Origin of the sequence: Acidocella sp., from assembly GCF_050253495.1 — a bacterium.
In the GTDB taxonomy this organism is placed as follows: domain Bacteria; phylum Pseudomonadota; class Alphaproteobacteria; order Acetobacterales; family Acetobacteraceae; genus Acidocella.
The window spans coordinates 360,540-382,774 of record NZ_JBFWIX010000001.1 but is presented as its reverse complement, the minus strand read 5'-3'; the positions used below and the strand labels follow the sequence as shown (position 1 = coordinate 382,774).

Below are 22,235 nucleotides of genomic sequence, written 5' to 3'. Positions count from 1 at the left end.
GTGGGTCAGTTATTCTGCAGAATGACGGAGCGGTGGCGCAGCTGGTCCATCATCTGTTCGGATTCGAGTTGCACCCGGCGGTCGATGATCATGTTGGTGATTGTATCGTCGGAGGGAAGCTGGGCTTTTTCCTGGGTACGGCCGCAGATCATGACCACGGAGACACCGGCGGCTTCCACCAACGGGCGGCTCAGCGTGTTGAGCGGCAGGCTGGCCAGGATTTTTTGGAAAGCCGTGGGCGTGACGGTGGCGAGATTCACAGGCCCTGGATTGGCGGGATGGACATTGCCGTAGGCCGCGTTCAGCGCCTCGACATCCTGGCAGCTTTTGGCCTTCTGGGCCTTGGCCATGAACTTGGTGATGAAGTCGATTTGCACCTGACCAAGCTGCCCGCCCGTGACTGGTTGGGGGTATTGGCCATAGGCCTGGCGCATGTCCAGGATGGTTTGGAGCTGGTTGCCTTCGTCGTGTTTGTCCAGAAGCTGGACGATTTCATAGCCGCCGGGCACGCGGATGGGGTTGGAAATGGCGCCGACCGGCATCTGTTTCACCGTTGCCGCGACCGGCGGATCGAGTTGGTTGAGCTGGACGAAGCCGAGATTTCCGCCGGCCAGGGCGGTCTGAGCCTGGGAGAATTGGGCCGCGACAATGGGAAAGGGCGCGCCTTGGCGAAGCTGCCCGATGACGGTCTCGGCGAAATTCTCGGCGGGGGTTTCATCGCTCGGGTCGGTAACGGGGATGAAAATCTCCGCCAGATGGTATTGGGTGGCGCCAAGGCTGGCCTTCAGCGCCGTTTTTTGCGCCTCGAGGTCGCCCGGCGTGGGCTGTAGCCCTGGTCCCAGAACCTTATGCAGCACTTTCTGCCAGCCGATGCCGGTGCGGATTTGGGATAAGAGGGTGGAGTACGGCACGCCGGCCGCGGTGAGGCGCGATTGCAGCCCGCCAGCGGGAATATTGTTGCTCTGCTCGATATGAGAGATGGCGTCCGCGACCTCCTGGTCGGAGACGGTGATGTTCAGCTTGTTGATTTCCTGTTGCTGCAGGGTCTGGTCGATCAGCTGTTTTGTCACCTGCGGCGCGAGGCGCTGGATGATTTGCGGTGTGGGGTTCATGCCCATGGAAAGGGCGAGCAGCCGGGCACGCGCCGCGACATCCTGCGTGGTGATGACTTGCCCGTTCACCACCGCCGTCATGCCCGATGAATCCGGCCCTGATTGGGTGGCGGAGGTGGGGGCCACGCTTTGGGCGAAAGCCGGGGCAGCGCAGACCGTGGCGAGAAGGGCGGCGCGAAGCAGGATTTTCATAGGGCGTTGAATCCGACGGTTCCGAGGGTTTTGAACGTGAGCTGCAGAAGCACCAGCGTGCTGCCATTGTCCAGGTTGAAGGAGGTGAAACGCTTATAAAAGATCACGTTGACACCGAAGCAGTCATTTTGCCAGCCGGCGGAGGCGTTCACCTCGTCGAACTGGTCGGTCTCAAGATTGCGTTGCAGGCCGCCCGAAAGCGACCAGGGGCCTAGCTGGGTGGCGATGTTGGCGGTGATTTCCTTGCGCGAGGTGAAATAAGAGGAAGGTGGATCGAGGGTGATCGCCTCACTCTGGGTCGCATCGTCGTACAAGGCATAAGGGTTTGTACTGGTGTAGAGATAGCCGGTTGAGAGTTTCAGCCGGTTATCGCCGAAATTGGCGGTCAGGTCGGTCATCCGGTTGCCCAGCGTCTTATGCGAGAGCCGGCCACGATAAGCGACATTGAACCAGGGGGTGGGAGCCACCACCAGGCGTGTAACGATGTCGGAGGCATTATCCTCAAGCCCGGAAGCGGGCAGGTACACGAAATCCTTATGAAAACGGTAGGACTGGCCGAGCAGCCCGTCCAGGGTCATGCCGCCGGGCAGGTACCAGGCGGCGTGCATGGCGTAATCCACCCGCGTGCCACCCTCCAACCGGTCGATGCCGGGATAACGGTTGAGCGAGAACAGGTTGGCATCGGAAAATTCGAGATCGAGGCTGTCCTCATTGGGGATTTTGTCATTGTCCGAGATGCCGGTAACCGGCGAGACAACGAGCTGCACCATTGGTTCGATCAGCTGGCTGCCCCAATTTTGGGTCGGGCGGATGAAGGGCCAACGCAGCATGACCGCGCCATAAGGCTGGGCGCGGGCGATGCTGCTTTGCTGGACGGTGCTGTAATTGGGCTGCTGGTTCAGCTTGTCGGCGTTGTAATACGCGGCGTCGAGCTGTAGCCGCGCGGTGCCCACTATGCCCTCGGGCAGGGTGAATGGCACGGAATAGGCCGGGATGACGGCTAAGCGCCTGGTATTGGTGCCAACATCGCGCATCACGTTGAAGGCGTTGACGTCGATGTGAAAAGTGCCGCCGAGCCGGTCCGGCTGAGAGACGAAATGGTACTGGCCGTAGGGGGCGACGATCGGCAGTTTGTTTTGATCGACCGAGGCGACCAACCCCTGGAAGGTTTGGGCGTCGATCCGCGCGTAGGAGCCAGCACCGAACCCTTCCAGATAGACATTGCTCTCCAGGTAGGAGGCGTTGGGCAGGATGCTGAAATCATCCAGATATTGCGGGTTGGAGGCATGGTTGAAGGAAAAGCCAGTCCGCCAATTCTCGTTGATGTCGAACGTGCCGTTGGCGAAGATCGAGCTGCCGAAGCTGCCGCGGTCGCGTCCGCCAGAGAGCCGCACATCCAGCGTTCCTTGGTTGAAGGCCTGCCGGTAATCGGCCTTCAACGCCGGCCCCTGCTTGGTGGCGAATATGGGCGACAGCGTGAGGTCGGCCGATTTGCCCAGCGTGATATAGTAGGGGATGGCGATGAAGGCGCCGAGCTGCGAGGTTGCGCCGGCGGAAGGGATCAGCAGCCCGGTCTGGCGTTTCACCGATGGGTCTGGTTCGGTCATGTAAGGCAGCCAGAATACCGGCACGCCCTTGAGCAGCAGCGTGGCGTTGCGGAACTCGATCATCTTGTGTTCGAGGTCGCGCGTGGCGCTGGTGGCACGGATCGCCCAGGTGGGAGGCGCGCGCGGGTCGTCCTTGCAGAGCGTGCAGGCGGAATAGACGGGCTTGGACAGCTCGTCGATCTTCCCGTCATAACGCCGCCCGCCATTGGCGATGATACGGGCGTTCTGCGCCAGTCGCGCGGCGACGAATTTCATCACCGCGTTTTTCATATTGTCGGAGAGCACGACATGGTCGGCATAGACTGTCTCGCCGCCCGGCTGCACGAGCACCACATGGCCCGATGCGGTGACGATATTGGTGTTGCGGTCGATGGTGACCTTGTCCGCATGCAGGGTCTGGCCGTTCTGCACGGCGGTGACATGGCCCGAAGCGGTGATGATATTGCCGTTTTTGTCGTAGGACAGGCTGTCCGACGTGAAGCTCACCGGCGCATCCTTGCCGCCGGAGGGGGCAGGGCCGGAAACGAGCGACCCCACGGATTGGGCCAGGACCGGTCCTCCCAGGCAGGAGGAGGCGAGCAGAAGGAGAAGGCGGCCGGTACGGGTCATGGCTCAGCCATCTTCCAGATGGAGCAACAAGGCAAGCGCCAAAAACAATCCGGCCAGTGCCGGGGCCCAGGCGGCCAGCCCCACGGGAATGGCGCCCGACGTGCCGAACTGGTTGGCGACCTCCGAAATCATGAAGAGGGCGAAGCCAAATCCGACACCAGAAACCAGCATGGTACCCGCTCCGCCGCGGCGTGAGGGCCGCATGGAAAATCCCGCAGCCACCAGTGCCATGGTGGAGCACAGCAACGGCAATGCCAACAGGGTCTGGAATACAAGCTCATGCTGGGTGGCGGAAAACCCGGATCGCTTGAGCAGATGGATGAAGCCGGGCAAGGCCCAGAAAGACAGCGCATTGGGAGAGGCGAAGCTTTCCTGCACGCGGTTCACGGTCAGATCGGTCGGGAAGTCCATTTGCGGCAAACGCTGGGGGGCGGCGTCTGGCCGCAGTACGAAGACCTGTCGGAGCTTCCAGTCGCCGGACTGCAATGTCGCGTGCTGGGCCTCCAGCCGTTCCAACAGATCGGTATTGGCATTGAGCCGCAGGATGCTGACTTGGTCCGCCTCCAGGGCGTGATTCTGCAAATGCACGTTGCTGGCGTGCAACACCGCGAAGCCCTGGGGGGTGAGGCCGTTATCCGCTTGCCGGACCCAGAGCGACCCGCCATTGAGCGAGAGCGGCCCGCCGGATGGTTTGAGGTAGGTGTTGTCGAGCTGTTCAGCCCGGCCATACATCACCGCCGAGAGTGGGCTGATGGCGGTGGTGCAGAGCGCGCCCAGCAGGCAGGCGGTGAGGACCGGCGTTGCCAGGAACTGCCAGGCGGAGATGCCGGCGGCGCGCGTCACCACCAGTTCAGAGGAGCGCGCCAGCCGCCAGAAGGCATAGATGCCACCCAGCAGCACGGCGAAGGGAATGATCTGCATCAGGCTCCAGGGCAGGCGCAATGCCTCGATTTCGACGAGTATGCCGAAGGTGGCGTTGGGAGCCGTGGCGGATTCGCGCAGCAATTCGAGGAAGTCGAACAAGGCGACGAGTCCGGCGAGTCCGGCGGCCATGGCCAGCACGGCGGCGGCGAACTGCCTGCCGAAATACCAGGAGATGGTCAGCGGCAGTTTCATGCGCGCGGGGCGCCCTGGCGCAACAGCAAGTAACCCGTGATACAAGGGGGCAGCAGGGTCCAGACCCAGATGAGCGGCAGCAGCGCGGTGTTGCGCGCGGCCAGGTTATTCACCCCGAGCCCCAGCGCCACCAAGGCGGTGACGATGACCACCGCGCCGATGATGCGCGCCAGCCCCCCATGCCGTTTGAACCCGCCGCCCAGCGCCGCCACCAGGGCGATGAGCGCATAGCCGAGGGTGGAAAGTGGCGCGGTGAGGCGGCGCTGCGCCTCGACCAGCCATTTCGCGCTGTCGCCGGACGGCAGGGTGGCGGGGGGGTGGAACAGATCATGCAGGGGTATTTCGGCGGCGTCGGTATCGTCTGGCATGCCGGAGCGGGCGGCTTGTGCCAGGGAGAGTGTGTTGCGCTCGAAGGTCAACAGATCGAGTTGGCCGGTTTTCGGGTCGATCTGCTGGCGCGAGCCATTCTCCAGCACCACCACCGGCCCCCTGGGGGTGGTCATCAGCTCGCCGGTGCGCGCCAGGATGGTCGCGGGGTCGTTGGGGTCGCGGTTATCCTCGATAATGATGCCCTTGAGGCTGCCATTGGTGCCGCGTGACTGCACATAGACCATGATATTGCTGGAAACCGGCGTGAACACGCCTGGTTCCAGCAAAAAAGCGGCGATCTGGTTGCGGATCTCATACTGATAGGAGCGGAAGACCGAAAGTGTCCAGGGAACGACGCCAAGGCTGAGCGCATAACCGAGCAGCGTGACCGCCACCGCCAGCGCCAGCGCGGGGCGGGCCAGCTTGATGTCCGACAGACCCAGGCCACGCATGATGGTCAGTTCCCGGTCGCCAGCCAAACGCACGTAGATGAACAGTATCACGATGAAGCATGTGATCGGAAGGATGGTGGCCAGGAAGCTGGGCACCAGCAAGGCGGTGAGCTTCACGAACACGAAGGGCGAAAGCCCGTGGCTGACGATGATCTGAATGAAGCGTAGCGATTGGGTCAGCCAGATGAGAGCCACCAGCCCTGTGGTGACCAGGGCCAGGGCCAGGACAAGCTGACCCAGCACATAACGGTCCAGACGATGGAAGAACGGCAAGGCAGGCATTTCGTGTGCATCTGTGGCTGGGCGCGGACGGGATGGCAAGCCCGGTGCGCGGGTTGAAACACGCCGTGACCAAACAGTCAGGAAACGGCAAAATTATGCGTTGCGGGAACCACAGAAAAATGTTGTATCTGCCACAGTTAAGTGAGGTGCTGGGATCATGATGCGCGAAGGCACGCGCCCTGTTGGCCGGGGGGGCGGCAAAGTGCCGGTTAAGGCAGGAGGCGCATCCGCGCACGAGGCTGCATGATTGGAATGAGGGCATTGTTGACGCCGGCGCCAGGAAGCGAGGAAGCCCCTATTCTGGAGCCTGCTCTGGCGGCCTTGCTGCTGGCGCGCCGAAAATGGTCGGGTCAGGCCGTGCCTCTGCATTATGACCGGCCGGTCGAGGTGGCGCGCGGAGAGGGTGTGTATCTGTTCGACACCGCTGGGCACCGTTATCTGGACATGACGAATGACATCTCCCTGGTGGGGCATGGTCATCCCGAGGTGGTGTCCGCCATTGCCGCCCAGGCCGCGACGCTGAATATCCATGCCCGTTACCTAAATAAGGTGACCGATGATTACGCGGCCCGCCTGCTGGCGCGATTTCCGGCGGGGCTGGGTAATTTGGTCATGACCAGCACGGGCAGTGAGGCTAATGACCTAGCACTTCGTATCGCCCGGGCGGTAACCGGACGCAAGGGGATCATTGTAACGGGCGCGGCCTTTCATGGCAGCACGGCGGCCTCGTCCGAAATTTCCCCCGGATTGCTGCCCTCGGCGGATTTGCCGTCTTATGTGGTGACTGTCCCCGCGCCCGATAGTGCTTTGGCGGGAAGCGTGCCGCTGGGGGCTTGGTATGGGGCGAGGATCCGCGAAGCCGTGGTGGCCCTGGCGCGGAATGGGGTTGGCACGGCCGCCCTTGTGTTAGACAGCGTTTTTTCCTCCGATGGCGTGTTCACCGATCCGCCGGGGTTTTTGGGTGAGGCGGTGGCAGTGGTCCGCGCGGCGGGCGGGTTGTTTGTCGCCAACGAGGGACAGGCTGGGTTTGGCCGCTTGGGAAGCGGCATGTGGGGGTTCATGCGGCATGGTGTGGTGCCTGATATCGTCACGCTCGGCAAACCGATGGGGAATGGCTATCCCGCTGGCGGCGTGGTGACCCGCCCCGAATATCTTTTGGATTTTCAGGTGCGGACGCCGTATCTAAGCAGTTTTGGCGGCAGTTCCGTGGCGGCGGCGGGGTTGGCGGTGCTGGACGTGATCGAGGGAGAAGGCTTGATCCGCAATGCCGCCCGCACCGGAGGGGTGCTGCGCAAGGGGCTGAAGGCGCTGGCCAAATCCTTTCCCCGCATTGGTGCTGTGCGGGGGGTGGGGTTGCTTGCCGGCGTGGATCTGGTGGACCCGGAGACCGGTGCCCCCGACCCGGCCGGTGCGCGGCGTGTGGTCAATGCCCTGCGGCAGAATTTTGTTCTGGCGGGCATGGCCGGCCCGCTCGGCCATACCCTCAGAATCCGCCCGCCGCTTTGCTTCGATGCCGGGCATGTCACGCATTTTCTGGAGATTTTCAGGGCGGTACTGGTCAGCCAGGGGTGAGTCGCGCGCGCCGGGGCGCACTTATGCGTGCTCGTGCCTCGACATCTGGTTGTCACATCGCTAGTGGGAAGCGCGGATGAGCAAGGCGGGGCCGGCATGATCGACGACGATAAACCACATGAGGAGTGCGGCGTATTCGGCGCCTGGAATGTGGCCGATGCGGCGGCGATTACGGCGCTTGGCCTGCATGCGCTGCAACATCGTGGCCAGGAAGCCACCGGCATCGTCACCCATGACGGGGTGCGCTTTCATTCCCACAAGGGGCTGGGGCTGGTCGGCGATAATTATGGGGATGCCAAGGTAATGGCCGGGTTGCCTGGTGCGCGCGCCATTGGCCATAACCGGTATGCGACCACGGGCGACACGGTGTTGCGCAATGTGCAGCCGCTTTTCGCCGAATTCGAGTTTGGCGGTTTCGCCGTCGGTCATAATGGCAATCTCACCAACGCGCACACGCTCCGCCGCGCGCTGACGCGCCGTGGCTGCCTGTTCCAGTCCACCATGGACTCGGAAGTGTTCGTGCATCTGATCGCCATTTCCCTTTATGCGAATGTGGTCGACCGGTTGATCGACGCGCTGAAGCAAGTGATCGGCGCATATTCCCTGGTGGCGCTGACCAATGAGCATCTGATCGGTGTGCGCGACCCGTTGGGTGTGCGGCCGTTGGTGCTGGGCAAGTTGAGCGGCGCGGACGGCAAGGCCGGCTGGGTGCTCTCTTCCGAGAGCTGCGGGCTGGATATTGTCGGGGCGGAGTTCGTGAGGGATGTCGAGCCCGGCGAGATCGTGTTGATCAATGATGGCGGTGTCACGAGCATCAAGCCCTTTGCACCGCAGAAACCGCGCTTCTGTGTGTTCGAATATATTTATTTTGCCCGGCCTGATTCCACCATGGAGGGTAACTCCGTTTATACGGCACGCAAGAAGATCGGCGCGCAGCTTGCGCTGGAGACGCCGGTGGAGGCGGATGTGGTGGTGCCCGTGCCCGATTCCGGCGTGCCCGCCGCCATGGGGTTTTCGGAGGCTTCCGGCATTAATTTCGAGCTGGGCATCATCCGTAATCATTATGTGGGGCGCACTTTTATCGAGCCGACGGATCAGATCCGCCATCTTGGCGTTCGGCTCAAACATTCAGCAAACCGTGCCATGATCGAAGGCAAGCGTGTCGTGCTGGTGGATGATTCCATCGTGAGGGGCACCACCAGTCAGAAAATTGTCGCCATGGTGCGCCAGGCTGGCGCGAAGGAGGTGCATATGCGCATCGCCGGACCGCCGACCACCCATTCCTGTTTTTATGGCATCGATACGCCCGAGCGCGGCAAACTCCTGGCGGCACGCAATTCCGTGCAGGAGATGGCGAAATTGATCGGTGTCGATTCGCTTGCGTTCATTTCCATCGATGGCCTTTACAAGGCTCTTGGCAAAGACGGCCGTGATGCCGAGGCGCCCGCCTTCTGCGATGCCTGCTTTACCGGCGATTATCCGATCGCGCTGACGGACAATGCGGAAACCCGCGAGATACGGCCTAGCCTGCTTGCCGAGTTGAGCTGAACCTTCACGGGAAGCTGGCCATCCCCGCGCGATGTGGGGATTTTGACGCGCCACCGGGAACTTTGACGATAAAGCCGTAAACTCAATGGGCTAGCTGGCGGAATGTGTCATTTCAGCCACACGCTTTCCGCAAAGCGCAAACATTTTGTGTTTGATCTGGCGTTTTTCGGTGATTGGCATGTAGATTGCGAATTCGTTACCGTCGATGGCGCATGTTCAGGCATTTTTCTTGTCGCTTGCGTCGTGAGACTACGATTTAGGCATCACGCGCAAGCAACTGCGCACTGAGGAGGCATAATGATTACGATGCGTCGGCAACTTCTGGGACTGGGCTTTGTGGCTGCGTCCTCTCTTCTGGCCATGAACGCGGCCCATGCGTTGAACGGCCCGACTTCGATCAAGATCGATGGCGGCCCGCTTGGCGACCTGGAACTCAGCGGCGGCGTTGACGGCTATGGCTATTTTGTCTCCAACCAGCCGGATGGTTCCAAGAATGTCGGCACCAATGTTGGCAGCGCCCTGATCCAGTTGCAGAAGACCGACGGTGAACTACAGTTCAATATCGAAGTTGGCTCCGTTGGAGGTGCGATCCCCGTGGGCGCTTCCGGTGCCCCGGGTCAGACCACCATCGATAATTACAGCACCGGCCCGCTCTATGCCGGTTATGTGACCATCGCTCCGAAGGATATGCCCTTCACCATTTCCGCCGGCCGCGTCGGCTCCCTGGAAGGGTATGAATCCAGCATCGACTGGAACAACCCGTCCCAGCTGGTCACGGATATTTGGTATGTCCAGAACAGCCAGAACACCGGCGTTGAAGGCACCTACACCAAGGGCCCGCTGACCGCCACCGTTCTGTTCGGCGACGGTTGGGACACGCATGTGTTCAACTTCCTGCAGGCCGCCGTCAATTACAGCTTCGACGACAATAACTCCCTCTATGTCTATTATGCTGGCAATCTCGGCCGTACTGGCCTGAGCGCTCGCACCTATGGCTGGGGCTCGGATACCACTGTCGCCGATTACGGCCCGTGGTACATGAACTCTCAGATGTTCGGCGCGTTCTATAGCTGGACCCATGGCAACCTGAACGTGGTGCCGGAAGTGCAGTATGTGTACGCCAAGCCGGATCATCAGCTCGGCATCGATAAGTACACCTCCAACTTTGGCGCCGCCGTGTTCGGTGATTACAGCTTCGCCAACACGCCGTACTCCCTGGGCGGCTGGGTTGAGTATGAAAAGTCCATCGGTAACTACACCTGGTTCGTCGGTCCGGAATCCGAAGCCGTTGGCTTCGCCGTTTCGCCGACCTGGCAGTATAAGGATCTGTTCGCTCGCGTGAACGCCGGTGGTCTGTACCTGCTGAACAACAAGGCGAATGACGGTGTGACCTATGGCTACGGCAATAGCGGCACCGATAAGTTCCAGTTCGTGGGCACGCTGGAAGCCGGCCTGCTGTTCTAATCGGAACTTTTCACTTCAAACGGGAAGGCCGGAGCATTGCTCCGGCCTTTTTGTTTGAAGGCTGCTGCCGTTGAAGCGACATGCCTACGGTAAGCTCAACCCGCGCGCGCATCTCTCTGGGTTTTGGCAACCTGATCAAGCCAGTCCTGCAGATTATAATAATTGCTGACGCGGGTGATCTTGCCGTTGGTGATGCTGAAGAAAGCACCGCCTGGCAGGATATATTTTTGTCCATGAGCGGGCGGTAAATCCTCGGCGGCGGTGAGATACTCACCATGCACCACATATTCAGCGGCGGCACGCGTACCGGTTGCATCGGACAGGATCACGATATTGTCCAGGCGTTCCTTGTAGCAACGGTCCATCTCGCCCATGAAGGCGCGAAAGGCCTCCTTGCCGGTTTGGCTGGTGGATTGGTTGATATCGTGGCGCACGTCCTCGCTCAACAAAGAGAGCATGCCTTCCCAATCGGCGTTGTTGAAGGCTGCGTAATAGCGTTCGATTAGCGCTTCGGTTTCGTCTCGCATCATGGACTCCTGAGTTTGCGGTCAGGATGCAAGCCGGCATGGGAGGAAGCAAGCGCGCGGCAACCAGCAAAAATAAACAAATTTTCTTGACGAGAAGATTTTGGGCTGGTCAGTTAAAGCGGCAAAATACTTCAGGAGCCACCATGTCCGCCCCGCCCAGCGAGCGTGCCCGTGTCAAGCGTTATAACCAGATCGCCGATTACGACCCGCAGACCATCCACGCGATTCTGGATGCAATGCCGCTTTGCCATGTCGGTTATGTTTTCAACGGTTCGCCATTTGTGACGCCAACCTTGCAATGGCGCGACGGGGACATGATCTTTTGGCACGGTTCCGCCGCCAGTCGCATGCTGGAGAGCGCTGAATGTCAGGAGGTCTGCGTGACTGTCAGCCTCTATGACGGGTTGGTGATGGCGCGCTCCGCTTATAATTATAATATCAATCATCGGTCGGTGATGATCTTTGGCAAGCCGGCAAAGCTCAGCGACGAGGAAAAGCTGGTGCAGCTTCGTAACATGGTCAACAAGACCATCCCCGGTCAGTGGGAAAGGCTGCGTCCGGTCAAGCCGCAGGAGCTGAAGGCGACGACGGTATTGGGCATGAAGATCACCGAGGCCAGCGCCAAGGTCCGCTTTGGTCAACCGGACGATGACGATGACGCGGATTTCCCCGTCTGGGCCGGCATCATTCCGGTCCGTTACGAAATCGGCAGGCCGGAGGCGAATCCGAAGAATCCGCTGGGCGTGGAACTGCCGGCGGACACCGCCTTGTTCAAGATCGGCTAAGCGCGCCGGCCAAAGAGTTTTTCCAGGTCCGCGCGGGTGAGTTTCAGGAAGGTCGGCCGCCCGTGCGAGCAGGTGGCGGCGCGCGGTGTCGCCTCCATTTCACGCAGGAGCGTGTCGATCTCCTCACGCTGTAGGCGACGCCCGGCGCGAATGGATCGATGGCAGGCCAGGCGCGCCAGGGCGGAGTCTAGCTTCGCTTCCAGCGCCAGGGGCGTGCTGGATTCGGCGAATTCCGCGGCCAGATCGCGCAGCAGCCCCGCCGCGTCCGGTTCTTTCAGTGCGGCGGGTACGCCGCGCACCAGCACGGCGCCGGGGCCGAACGCCTCGATCTCCAGGCCGAGTTTGGCCAGGTTTTCTGATTCCGCCAGCAATCTCGCGGTCTCCATGGGGGGGAGGTCCACCACCACGGGCACCAGCAAGGGTTGGGTGGCGACGTGTCCCTCGGCAAACTGGGCGCGCAGGCGCTCTTCGGTCAGGCGTTCATGCGCGGCATGCTGGTCGACGATGACGAGCGACCCGTCCGCCGCCAAGGCCAGTACATAAGTATCTAGAATCTGGGCTAAAGGCGCGCCGAGCGGATGGTCGGGCATGTCCGGCTCCGCCGTGGCGGTGGACGGGGGCGCGGCAAAAACGGGCCGTGCCGCGGGGGGAGCGACCAGGGCCAGTTCTGTTTCCGCGAACCCACGCGCGATGCGGCTTGGGGGCGGCGCGTAAGATGCGCCGGAGGGTTGACGCGGCGCAAGGATGGGCAGGCTGGCCACCGGCGCGGTGCCAAGGCTGACCGGCTGTGCCAAGGCGCGGTTGATGGCGCCGATGACGAGGCTGCGCACCCCGTTCTGGTCGGCGAAACGCAGTTCGGATTTGGCGGGATGGACATTCACGTCCAGCGCTTCGTTCGGCAGATCGAGACGCAATGCGGCCAGGGGGAAGCGTCCGGCGGGAATGACGTCCCGATAGGCAAGGCGTAATGAGAGCTTCAGCAGGGAATCCTGCACCGGGCGACCATTCACCGCGAAACTTTGCAGTTGGGAGGTTGAGCGGTTGAGGCTTGCCGGGCCTATGAGGCCGGAAAGGCGTATATCGTCGCGTTGCGCATCCAGGGGGATCATGCTGTTGGCGGCCTCACGCCCGAACAAGGCGGCGACGCGCGCGGTGTCATCCTGGGCGGGCAGGTCGAAGACCACGCGCTCATCCGAGACCAGCCGGAAAGCGACATGCGGGGCGGACAGGGCAAGACGCCAGACGGTGCGTTCAGCGGCTTCCGCCTCGGCGCGGGGCGAGCGCAGGAATTTACGCCGGGCCGGGGTCGCGTAGAACAGATCCTCGGCGATGGCCCTTGTGCCCTTTATGCCGGGCACGGGGCGTGGCGGGGTGACAGCGCCTCCCGCGACGTCGATCCGCCATGCGGAATCCTGCCCGTCCGGGCGGCTGATGAGGGTGAGCCGGGCGGCGGCGCCGATGGAGGGCAGCGCCTCGCCCCGGAACCCCAGGGAGGCGATCCGCACCAGCGTCTCATCCTGCAATTTGGAAGTGGCATGGCGCTCAATGGCCAAGGGCAACTCATCCGCCGGAATGCCGCCGCCATCGTCGATGATCTCGATCCGTTCGATGCCGCCCCCAGCGAGGATGACCTCGATGCGTCGTGCGCCGGCATCCAGCGCGTTCTCCGTCAGCTCCTTCACGGCGGCGGCGGGGCGCTCGATCACCTCGCCAGCGGCGATGCGGTTGATGGTGGTTTCGGCGAGGCGGCGGATCGGCATGATGTCTTATAACATAGGCGCCGAGTCCCGCCGAAGCGGCGGGACAGGCGTTCTAACAAGGTCACATTTTGTTAAGATACGCCTTGCTGTTGTGCTTATGGCAGGCGTACAACCCTAATTATATCTGGCGCTGGCAGGATCCACCCAGGAAATCGGCCGGTTTTCATCTAAAGAAGGAGAGGCTGATGTCTGGATCAGACACGATGCATGCGTCTGGGACCCTGCGGCGCGATGCCCGTATCATTGGGTTGTTGTTTGCCAGCACCACCAGCATGATCGGTTCCGGATGGCTGTTCGGCGCGTACCATGCCTCTCGCATCGCCGGGCCGTTGAGCGTTTGGAGCTGGGTCGTCGGCGCGGTGATCATCATGTTGATTGCCTTGTGTTTTGCCGAACTGGCCGCTTTGTTTCCGCGCAGCGGCGCGCTGGTGCATATGAGTCACGCCAGCCATGGCGAGGGGCTGGGGCGCATTTGGGGTTGGATGCTGTTCCTCTCTTACGTGCCGGTACCCGCGGTGGAGGCGGAGGCGATCGTCACCTACGCCAATAATTATCTGCCTTACTTCATCCAACCTCATAGTTCCGGTCTGCTGACGCTGACCGGATTTATTGTATGCGCGATCCTGCTTGGCATTCTCGCATTGTTGAATTTGTTCGCGGTGAAGACGTTGCTGGCGGTCAACTCCACCGTGACGTGGTGGAAGATCGCGGTACCGTTGCTGACCGTGGTGGTGCTGATCGCCGCCAGTACCCATTGGGGTGTATGGCAGGCCGATCCCAGCGGTTATCAAGTGGACGGGATTTTCACCGCCTTGCCGACGGCGGGTATCGTGTTTTCCTATCTTGGATTTCGCGCCGCCATTGATCTCGGGGGTGAGAGCGCTAATCCAGGCCGCAATATTCCCTTGGCGGTGATCGGGTCCGTGCTGCTTTCGGCGATTGTCTATATTCTGCTGCAAGTGGCTTTCCTGATGGCGTTGCGCCCGGAGGATTTGGCCGGCGGTTGGGGGCATTTGAGCTTCACGGGCGCGGCCGGTCCCTTCGCGGGTCTGGCGGCGACGTTAGGCATTGGCTGGATGGCGACCCTGCTTTACATCGACGCTTATATTTCTCCCGGCGGCTGCGGTCTGATCTATGTGACGGGTGGCGCGCGCATTCTCTTCGCGGTGGGGGAAACCAAGGCCGGGCCGCATTGGCTGACACGGCTGAACACCGCGCAGGTGCCGTGGGCGGCCGTGGCCGTGATGTGGGTGGTGGGCGTGTTGTTCCTGCTCCCATTTCCGGCTTGGCAGCTCATGGTCGGATACATCACCTCGATCACCGTGCTCACATATGGGCTTGGGCCTCTCGTGCTGATGGTGTTGCGCCGTAATCAGCCTGACCTGAAGCGTCCCTTTACCCTCAAGGGGGCGGGAATCATCGCGCCGCTCGCGTTTATCTGCAGCAACTGGATCATCTATTGGACGGGGTTTGAGACCGACAGCTTTTTGTTCGGCCTGCTGTTGATCGGGTTCCTCGCTTATGCGGGTTATTTCCATTTCATCGCCGGCCGGCCGGCTTCGGAGTTTGGCTGGCATTATATAAGCTGGCTCGTGCCCTGGTTTGGTGGCATGTGGGTGCTCTCGGCGCTGGGCAATGTCGGTGGCGGCTATGGCGTGCTGAGTTTCTGGCCGGGCGTGGGTCTCGTCGCGATTTGGAGCCTGATCATCATCTGGTTGTCCCTGCGCGCGGCGCTACCCGCCGAGGAGACGGCGCGGATGATGATCCAGATGGAAAAAACCATGTAAGATCGCCAGCCTGCCCATGGAAAGCGGGGAGGATGCGCCGATTTACCACCACAAGGCGCTTCACGAAAAAAACATTCCTTGCAATAGTGGCGCCCTGTCATGGCATAGGAGCGTGCGTCCGTGAAAATCCTTGTCTTCCAACATGCCGTTTCGGAGCATCCCGGCAATTTCCGGGATGTGATGAAGGCGCGTGGCTGTTCGATGCATGCCGTGGAGTTGGATGAGGGCGAGCCGATCCCGGATCTGGACGGGTTCGATGTGCTGCTGGTGATGGGAGGGCCACAGGATGTGTGGCAGGTCGATGAATTCCCATGGCTTTCGGACGAGATGGCGGCGATCCAGCGCTGGGTGCGTGCCGGCCGGCCCTATCTGGGCATGTGCCTGGGGCATCAGCTGTTGGCGCAATGCCTGGGCGGGCAAGTGGGGTTGATGGACAAGCCCGAGGTGGGCATGAGCCAGGTAACGGTGGAGGCGGATCCGATCTTTCACCGTTTGCCCGTCTCGTGGCCCTGCATGCAATGGCATGGGGCGGAGGTGAAGCGGTTGCCGGAGGGGGCGGTGCGGCTTGCCTCTTCGCCGGGTTGCGTCATCCAGGCCCAGCGCTGGGGGCGCTTTGCCTATGGGCTGCAATTTCATATGGAACTGACCCGAACCACCACCACCGAATGGGCGGCCCTGCCGGAATATAAGGCGGCCCTGGAGCGGGTGCGCGGCCCTGGAGGATTGGATGAGGTCGTGGCGGAAGTGAATGCGCAATTTTCCGGTATGTACGATGCCGCGCAGATCGTCTTCGGCAATTTTCTGGACGTTGCCGAGATCGCCCTGGCCCCGGCCTGATGTGGGGGCGGCTGTTGCTGGTTGGGATGCTTGGCCTGGGCGGGATGCCCGCCGCATGGGCGAGCATGCCCGTGGTGGCCAGCGCCAGTGCCGTGGCCGGGCCTGACGACCCTTATGCGATGCCGCCGGAAGGGCCTTTCGCCAGGGGCGGGGGGTCGGGTCCACTCGTGATCACCTATAAAAACGGTCGCATCGTGCGCGTTGCGCCCGATATGGATGAAGAAGGTAAACAGGTTTATTTCGCGCAGATCCATATCGCGCCGAACCGGCACAGCATCGGTTGGCTGGCGGAGTATGATGCCTGCGCGCAGGATAAGCCCTGTCCCCTGGCATTGGTGGTCTGGCACGCTGGTCGCCCGACCGTGCGGTTTACGGCGCATGGCGGTGTCATCGAGAGTTGGCAGTTCCTGGCCGGTGGGCGCGAGATCGCCGTGCAGGCGCGCGCGCCCGATGGCACGGCGCGCTACTGGCTGCTGGCCACGGCCTCGGGGTTGTCCTTGGCGCATTGGCGCGCGGGTGAGCACATGCCCCCTCCACCCTGGCTGAAATTTTTCACCCACGCCGTGCGACCCTGAAAAGGCGCTGCGGTTCTTGCTTTGTCTTTGTTGCAACCCTTGAGACCAGGAGCCGGAATGTCCCTGTATTTTGCCCATACGAAGGAAAGCGCCGTCGCTCTCGCCGGCAATTTACGCGAGAATAGCGTTGAATATGTGCGGTTCGAGCTGCCGGACTTGGCGGGGCTCTCGCGCGGCAAGACCGTGCCAATCGATCATGTGGCATCCTATGCGCAGCAGGGGCTGAATCTTTACGGTGGAACCGTCACGCTGGATAGTTCCTCCAATCCCATTCCGGGCACGGGTTATAACGAAGACATCAATTTCGCCGATTGTCTGATGGTCCCGGATCCGGACACCGTGAGCAAGGTGCCCTGGATCGCCAATACGGCGCGGGTGATTTGCGATACAAAATGGTATGACGGCACGCCGCAGATGGCCGCCCCACGCACCGTCCTGAAAGCGATGCTGGCCAGAGCCGCTGAAATGGGATTTGGCGTGAAGATGGGGCATGAGTTCGAGTTTTATGTGGTCGATCTCGAAACGCGTCGCCCGCTTTACTCGGGCGCGCCGATTTTCGTGACGGCGATCACGCACCGTCATCCCGCCCTCGATAAATTGATGCGTGTGCTGAAGGATAGCGGTGTCGACATGATCACCGCCAATGGTGAGTTTGGCCCTGGGCAATGGGAGCTGAATTTCGCGGCGCTGGATGGCATCGCGGCGGTGGACCGGGCTTTTGTGTTCAAGAACACGGTTAAGGAATATTTGCGCACGGAAGGGCTGTTGGCCACCTTCATGACCAAGCCTTATGCGCATCTTTCCGGCAGTTGCTCTCATTTCCATTTATCCTTGTACGAGCTGGAGACCGGTAAGAACCTGTTTCTGGATGAAGCGGACCCGGATGGGATGAGCATGCTGATGAAGAGTTTCACGCAGGGCATTCTGGATCATGCCCCGGCGGCACAGGCAATCTGGAATCCGACGCCAAATTGCTACCGGCGCATCCGGCCTGGCACGTTCGCGCCGTCCAACGTCTCCTGGGGGGTGGAGGACCGCTCCGCTTCCGTGCGGATCAAGGCTTCGAAAGATAAGCGGCAGCATCTGGAGGTGCGGGTGCCGTCGGCCTTGTCGAATCCATATCTCACGGCGGCTTCCACCATCGCGGCGGGGCTGCTGGGGGTGGAGCGCAAGGCCGTGCTGGCGCCGGAACGCAAGGGGCTGAAAGAGGCGGATGGCTCCTTCCAGAAATTGCCGACGGAAATTCACGAGGCATTGGCGGCGCTGAAGGCGGACGAGGCTTTTCGCGCGATGCTGGGAGAAGAGTTTGTGAAGGTCTACACGCTGGTGAAAACCGCCGAGATCAACCGCTTGCGCGATGAAGTGCCGGCGGCGGAAACAGCGGAATATTTCGATCTCTACTGATCCTCGGGCGGTGTCATGAGCGCCGCCAGCTTGCTTTCCTCCGCGTGCAGCAATTCAGTCAGCAGCGCGCGGGCTTTATCGTCCGTGGTTTCATGCAGGCGGCGGCGGAAATTCTCGATGTTTGCTTCGGCGATGAATCGCTCCATCTGTTTTTTTCGCATGCATATCCCTTTGCGCTGTCCGGTTTGCGTTCTGTTAAGGCGGCCCCGGTTTCCGGCGTCAGAGATGCTGTGCCGGTCCGGCTCACGCACTGATAAAAATCAGTATCGCGCCGCGTTATCTTGTGTGAAGAAGGGGTTATGACCGGACCGGAGATTTCCATGGCGCATTTGCGCATCCGCACGGCGGAGCCAGAACCGTCCTGGCTGCGGCTTTCAGCCGTGGAGAAGGCCGAGTTGGCGCATCTGGCGAAGCGGATCGAGTTCAAGAGCGCCAAGACACAGATTTTCGAACAAGGTGAAAAGGCTGGGTTTTTATATCTTCTGGTGGATGGCATCGCTCAAGTCAGCCGGATGCTGCCCGACGGGTCGCGCCATATCGTGGCGTTTCACTGGCCGTGCGATCTGTTCGGGCTGGAGGAGAAGGGGCGCTATGTCAACACCGCCGAATCGGTGACACCCTGCACGGTCTATCAATTCCAGATTCGCCGGCTGGAAGAGTTCTTGCTGGCCAATCCACAGGTGCAGCAGAATGTACTGGTGCAGGCGGTGCATAAGCTGCGCGCGGCGCAACGGCAGGTCATCATGGTGGGGCGGCTGAGCACGCGCCGGGCCCTCGCGGCGTTTCTGCTCGATTGCGCGACACATGAACAATATTTCAAGACCGCCTCCAAGACACTCGATTTGCCGATGACGCGTTACGACATCGCGGATTATCTCGGCACGGCGGCGGAATCCGTGACGCGCGCCTTTTCGAAGCTGGAGGCGGATGGGTTGATCCAGCGCGTGACCCCGCGTGAGCTGGTTCTCGATCTGTCAGGGCTGCGGCGGCTGGCGAATTTGGATTAGAGAGCGGCGGCATCCGGCTGGCCCGCGAGGCGGATCAACCGGGTGGCGCAACCGTTTCTAGCATTATTTCAGGGTGATTCAGGCCGCTAAATGGTGGATAGCGTCCGTTTTTGCCTCGAATCCGATTCGGGCTACGAAGCCCGCCAGATTTTCAATCGCGCCTTGCCATGTGTCCGTTCGGCCAGCACCTCCGGCAGGTCCAGCGTTTCGCCTGGTCCCAGCTCCACGACGATGATCGCCCCCGGGGCGACCCAGCCTTTCGCCGAGAGAGCCCTTAGCGCCGGGGCAATCAGCGCCGCGCCATAAGGCGGGTCGAGAAAGATCAGGTCATGCGGGCCGCCGGCGGGCGGGTGCAGCGCATCGGCGATGTGGAGCCGGGCGTTTTCCACCTTCAGCGCCGCGATATTGGCGCGAAGCGTTGCCCCGGCCTCGTGGGATTGCTCGATGAAGCTGGCTGAGGCCGCACCGCGCGAGAGTGCTTCCAGCCCATAGGCGCCGGTGCCCGCGAATACGTCGAGCACGTGGGCGCCCTGCAACTCGCACCAGGGAGCGTGAGTCAGAATATCGAACACAGCCTGGCGGGCGCGGATATTGGTGGGGCGGGTGTCGCGCCCTGTCGGGGTCATGAGCTTGCGGCCTTTCCAGCGCCCGGCGATAATCTTCGGGGCGGTCATTTGGCGAGGCCTGGCACCTGTTCACGCAGGATTTTGCCGTTCACCTCTTCCGCCGCGCCGCGTGGCAGGGTGCCAAGCTGGAACGGACCATAGGCAACGCGGATGAGGCGGGTGACCGGTAGCTCCAGCGCCTGCATCACGCGGCGGATCTCTCGGTTCTTGCCTTCGCGCAGGGACATGGACAGCCAAGTGTTGGAACGCTGAACGGAATCGATGGAGGCTTCGATCGGGCCGTATTTCACCCGGTCGACCACCATGCCCTCCGCCAGACGCTTCAGCTTGTCCTGGCTGACGCCGCCATGCACGCGCACGCGGTAGCGGCGCAGCCAGCCGGTCGTGGGGAGTTCGAGCTGGCGAGAGAGCGCGCCGTCATTGGTGAGGAGCAGCAGCCCCTCGGAGGTCAGGTCCAGCCGCCCGATGGAAATGAGGCGCGGCAGGCCGGGTGGCAGATGCTCGAACACGGTTGGCCGGCCTTCGGGGTCCTTATGGGTGGTCACCAGCCCTTCCGGCTTATGGTAGCGGAACAGTCGGGTACGCTCCGGCTCGTTCACGGGCTTGCCGTCAACCACCACCATGTCGCCCGGTTTCACGAATACCGCCGGATGCGTCACCGCCTCGTTATTCATCCGCACGCGTCCGGCTTCGATCATGGCTTCCGCGTCTCGGCGGGACGCCACACCGGCCCGGGACAGGAATTTGGCGATGCGCTCGCCACGTTCCGCGGTGTCCTCAGTCATGGCAGGCGGCCAGGAAGGCGCGGTAGAGGGCCTTGTCACCCTCATCCACCAGATATTCCGGGTGCCATTGTACGCCGATGCAGAATTTCAACGTGGGATCCTCGATGCCTTCGATCACGCTGTCGGGGGCGATGGCGTTCACCACGCCGCGTCCAGCGGACTTCACGGCTTGATGATGGGAAGTGTTCACATTCATCGCCGGGCCCGCGATGCTGAATAATTTGGTGCCGGCCAGAATCTCGACCTTGTGACCAGGCTCGTAATGGCTGGTCTTTTGCTCATGCTCCAACGCGCCGGGGATCGCATCGGGAATATGCTGGTGCAGGGTGCCGCCCAGCGCTACGGCGAGAAGTTGCTGCCCCCCGCAAATCCCCAGTACCGGCATGTCGCGTGCCATCGCCCCGCGCAAAAAGGCAAGCTCGGCGGTGGTGCGGTCGGCTTTCAGCTCCACGGTCGCATGGGTTTCGGTATCACCATACAGCGCGGGGTCGACATCGAAGGCGCCGCCCGTGACGATCAACCCGTCCAGCCGGTCCAGATAATCCTCCGCCAAGCCCGGATCATGAGGTAGCGCCACGGCCAGCCCGCCATAAGCGGCCACTGTCTCGGTGTAATTCTGGCGTAGCGCGTACCAGGGATATTTGGACCAGCCTCCGGCTGGTTCCGCATCCAGGGTCAGGCCGATCAAGGGGCGTTTTTTCATGGCTTCAACTAGACCCGCCATGCTGGTTGAGGCAATTGCTTCGCTCATGACGTCCCCCATGCAAATCGCCCTGGATGAAGCGTGCCGTGCCGCCGCCCTTGGCGAGGTGCCGGTGGGCGCGGTGGTGACGGACGCCCAGGGCGCGGTTCTGGCCGTGGCCGCCAACCAAGTGGAAGCTGAACAGAATCCGTTCCTGCATGCCGAATTCCTCGCCTTGAGCGCGGCCAGGGCCGCGCGGGGGCGGAAATATCTGGCCGATTGCACGCTGACGGTGACACTCGAACCCTGCGCCTTCTGCGCGGCGGCGATCGCGGCCTTGCGGGTCGGCAGATTGGTGTTCGGCGCATACGACCCCAAGACCGGTGCCGTCGAACATGGGCCTCGTCTTTTCAGCCAGCCCACCACGCATCACCGGCCGGAGGTGATTGGCGGGGTGCGGGAGCAGGAGAGCGCCGCCTTGCTCAAGGCGTTTTTCGAGGCGAAACGCGATGCCTGACATGTCCCGTGAGAGGGCGCTCGGTGGACGCGTGGCCGGGGTGGATGAGGTCGGGCGCGGCCCTCTGGCGGGGCCGGTGCTGGCCGCCGCCGTTGTGCTGCCCGTCATCCTGCCGGATGGTCTGGAGGCGCTGCTGGACGATTCCAAAAAATTGACACCCAAAAAACGCGCGGCGGCGCTGGCGGCGCTGCTGAGTTCCGGCGCGCAAATTGGCATTGGCGCGGCATCCGTGGCGGAGATTTATAAACTCAATATCCTGCAAGCTTCATTTTTGGCCATGCGCCGCGCCATCGTGGCGCTGCCGGCGCCGCCTGACCATGTGCTGGTGGATGGCAACAAGACGCCGGGCATCGCCATCCCGTGCACGGCCTTGGTGGGCGGGGATGGGTTGAGTCTCTCCATAGCCGCCGCCTCCATCGTCGCCAAGGAAACCCGAGACCGGCTGATGCGTCAGCTTGCCGTCCGTTACCCGCATTATGGATGGGCGAGGAATGCGGGTTATGCGGCGGCGATTCACCGCGCGGCGATTCTGGAGCATGGGCCAAGCCCGCATCATCGGCGTGGTTTTGGCCCGTTGCTGAAGGACCATCTCTGAGGCGGCAAGGGCGCCGATGCCGATC

Annotated in this window: 21 protein-coding genes; 11 read left to right on the top strand and 10 right to left on the bottom strand. The window is 61.9% G+C overall.

Annotation, left to right across the window (positions count from 1 at the left end):
• Positions 1-5: 5 nt before the first annotated feature.
• The 4 genes from AB7D48_RS01825 to lptF are packed head-to-tail and all read right to left on the bottom strand — an operon-like array spanning position 6 to position 5,739.
• Positions 6-1,304: a peptidylprolyl isomerase gene (locus tag AB7D48_RS01825; RefSeq protein WP_427975558.1), complete on the bottom strand. Its 1,299-nt coding sequence runs from the start codon at positions 1,302-1,304 to the stop codon at positions 6-8.
• Entirely contained in the window at positions 1,301-3,520 is a 2,220-nt protein-coding gene (locus tag AB7D48_RS01820; RefSeq protein WP_427975556.1) for an LPS-assembly protein LptD, read from the bottom strand. The genes AB7D48_RS01825 and AB7D48_RS01820 overlap by 4 nt, the downstream gene beginning before the upstream one ends.
• A gap of 3 nt (positions 3,521-3,523) precedes the next feature.
• Positions 3,524-4,636, bottom strand: a complete 1,113-nt coding sequence (gene lptG / locus AB7D48_RS01815) for an LPS export ABC transporter permease LptG (protein WP_427975554.1) — start codon at positions 4,634-4,636, stop codon at positions 3,524-3,526.
• Positions 4,633-5,739, bottom strand: coding sequence for an LPS export ABC transporter permease LptF (lptF, locus tag AB7D48_RS01810; protein ID WP_427975552.1), 1,107 nt, complete (start codon positions 5,737-5,739; stop codon positions 4,633-4,635). Before lptF ends, lptG begins: the two co-directional genes overlap by 4 nt.
• A gap of 252 nt (positions 5,740-5,991) precedes the next feature.
• Between lptF and AB7D48_RS01805 the strand changes: the two genes are divergently transcribed.
• The 3 genes from AB7D48_RS01805 (at position 5,992) to AB7D48_RS01795 (ending at position 10,323) form a co-directional block, all read left to right on the top strand.
• The gene (locus AB7D48_RS01805; RefSeq protein WP_427975551.1) at positions 5,992-7,311 is read left to right on the top strand and encodes an aspartate aminotransferase family protein; all 1,320 of its coding nucleotides are present in this window, start codon (positions 5,992-5,994) and stop codon (positions 7,309-7,311) included.
• A 96-nt stretch (positions 7,312-7,407) separates the two neighbouring features.
• A complete protein-coding gene (gene purF, locus AB7D48_RS01800) occupies positions 7,408-8,859 on the top strand; it encodes an amidophosphoribosyltransferase (protein ID WP_427975549.1) in 1,452 nt (483 codons plus the stop codon).
• 297 nt (positions 8,860-9,156) lie between these two features.
• Positions 9,157-10,323 (top strand): outer membrane beta-barrel protein, encoded by a 1,167-nt coding sequence (locus AB7D48_RS01795; protein ID WP_427975547.1) that lies wholly within the window; start codon positions 9,157-9,159, stop codon positions 10,321-10,323.
• Positions 10,324-10,418: 95 nt separating this feature from the next.
• On the opposite strand, the gene AB7D48_RS01790 is transcribed toward AB7D48_RS01795, so the two are convergent.
• Entirely contained in the window at positions 10,419-10,850 is a 432-nt protein-coding gene (locus tag AB7D48_RS01790; protein WP_427975546.1) for a ketosteroid isomerase-related protein, read from the bottom strand.
• Between the two features lie 143 nt (positions 10,851-10,993).
• Between AB7D48_RS01790 and AB7D48_RS01785 the strand changes: the two genes are divergently transcribed.
• A complete protein-coding gene (locus AB7D48_RS01785) occupies positions 10,994-11,635 on the top strand; it encodes a pyridoxamine 5'-phosphate oxidase family protein (RefSeq protein ID WP_427975544.1) in 642 nt (213 codons plus the stop codon).
• On the opposite strand, the gene mutL is transcribed toward AB7D48_RS01785, so the two are convergent.
• A complete protein-coding gene (mutL, locus tag AB7D48_RS01780) occupies positions 11,632-13,395 on the bottom strand; it encodes a DNA mismatch repair endonuclease MutL (protein ID WP_427975542.1) in 1,764 nt (587 codons plus the stop codon). The genes AB7D48_RS01785 and mutL overlap by 4 nt on opposite strands.
• A gap of 185 nt (positions 13,396-13,580) precedes the next feature.
• On the opposite strand from mutL, the gene AB7D48_RS01775 reads away from it, so the two are divergent.
• From AB7D48_RS01775 to AB7D48_RS01760, 4 genes are all read left to right on the top strand, one after another.
• Positions 13,581-15,182 carry an APC family permease gene (locus AB7D48_RS01775; protein ID WP_427975540.1) on the top strand — a complete coding sequence of 534 codons (1,602 nt, stop codon included), beginning with the start codon at positions 13,581-13,583 and terminating at the stop codon, positions 15,180-15,182.
• 120 nt (positions 15,183-15,302) lie between these two features.
• On the top strand, positions 15,303-16,019 hold the full coding sequence (locus AB7D48_RS01770) for a type 1 glutamine amidotransferase (protein ID WP_427975538.1): 717 nt from the start codon (positions 15,303-15,305) through the stop codon (positions 16,017-16,019).
• A complete protein-coding gene (locus AB7D48_RS01765) occupies positions 16,019-16,594 on the top strand; it encodes a hypothetical protein (RefSeq protein WP_427975536.1) in 576 nt (191 codons plus the stop codon). Before AB7D48_RS01770 ends, AB7D48_RS01765 begins: the two co-directional genes overlap by 1 nt.
• Positions 16,595-16,651: 57 nt before the next feature.
• Positions 16,652-17,998 (top strand): glutamine synthetase family protein, encoded by a 1,347-nt coding sequence (locus AB7D48_RS01760; RefSeq protein WP_427975534.1) that lies wholly within the window; start codon positions 16,652-16,654, stop codon positions 17,996-17,998.
• Here the strand turns inward: AB7D48_RS01760 and AB7D48_RS01755 are convergent.
• Positions 17,992-18,159 carry a hypothetical protein gene (locus tag AB7D48_RS01755; RefSeq protein WP_427975532.1) on the bottom strand — a complete coding sequence of 56 codons (168 nt, stop codon included), beginning with the start codon at positions 18,157-18,159 and terminating at the stop codon, positions 17,992-17,994. The genes AB7D48_RS01760 and AB7D48_RS01755 overlap by 7 nt on opposite strands.
• A 138-nt stretch (positions 18,160-18,297) precedes the next feature.
• Between AB7D48_RS01755 and AB7D48_RS01750 the strand changes: the two genes are divergently transcribed.
• Entirely contained in the window at positions 18,298-19,005 is a 708-nt protein-coding gene (locus tag AB7D48_RS01750) for a Crp/Fnr family transcriptional regulator (protein ID WP_427975530.1), read from the top strand.
• Between the two features lie 131 nt (positions 19,006-19,136).
• On the opposite strand, the gene rsmD is transcribed toward AB7D48_RS01750, so the two are convergent.
• Genes rsmD through AB7D48_RS01735 form a run of 3 tightly spaced genes read right to left on the bottom strand, consistent with a single transcriptional unit; the run spans position 19,137 to position 21,119 of the window.
• Complete coding sequence (gene rsmD / locus AB7D48_RS01745; RefSeq protein ID WP_427975528.1) at positions 19,137-19,679, bottom strand: 16S rRNA (guanine(966)-N(2))-methyltransferase RsmD; 543 nt, start codon at positions 19,677-19,679, stop codon at positions 19,137-19,139.
• On the bottom strand, positions 19,676-20,416 hold the full coding sequence (locus AB7D48_RS01740) for a pseudouridine synthase (RefSeq protein WP_427975527.1): 741 nt from the start codon (positions 20,414-20,416) through the stop codon (positions 19,676-19,678). Before AB7D48_RS01740 ends, rsmD begins: the two co-directional genes overlap by 4 nt.
• Positions 20,409-21,119, bottom strand: a complete 711-nt coding sequence (locus AB7D48_RS01735; RefSeq protein ID WP_427975525.1) for a gamma-glutamyl-gamma-aminobutyrate hydrolase family protein — start codon at positions 21,117-21,119, stop codon at positions 20,409-20,411. Before AB7D48_RS01735 ends, AB7D48_RS01740 begins: the two co-directional genes overlap by 8 nt.
• On the opposite strand from AB7D48_RS01735, the gene AB7D48_RS01730 reads away from it, so the two are divergent.
• Together AB7D48_RS01730 and AB7D48_RS01725 are read left to right on the top strand one after the other, a co-directional pair.
• Positions 21,118-21,615, top strand: coding sequence for a nucleoside deaminase (locus AB7D48_RS01730; RefSeq protein WP_427975523.1), 498 nt, complete (start codon positions 21,118-21,120; stop codon positions 21,613-21,615). The genes AB7D48_RS01735 and AB7D48_RS01730 overlap by 2 nt on opposite strands.
• Positions 21,608-22,210, top strand: coding sequence for a ribonuclease HII (locus tag AB7D48_RS01725; protein WP_427975522.1), 603 nt, complete (start codon positions 21,608-21,610; stop codon positions 22,208-22,210). The genes AB7D48_RS01730 and AB7D48_RS01725 overlap by 8 nt, the downstream gene beginning before the upstream one ends.
• Positions 22,211-22,235: the final 25 nt, after the last annotated feature.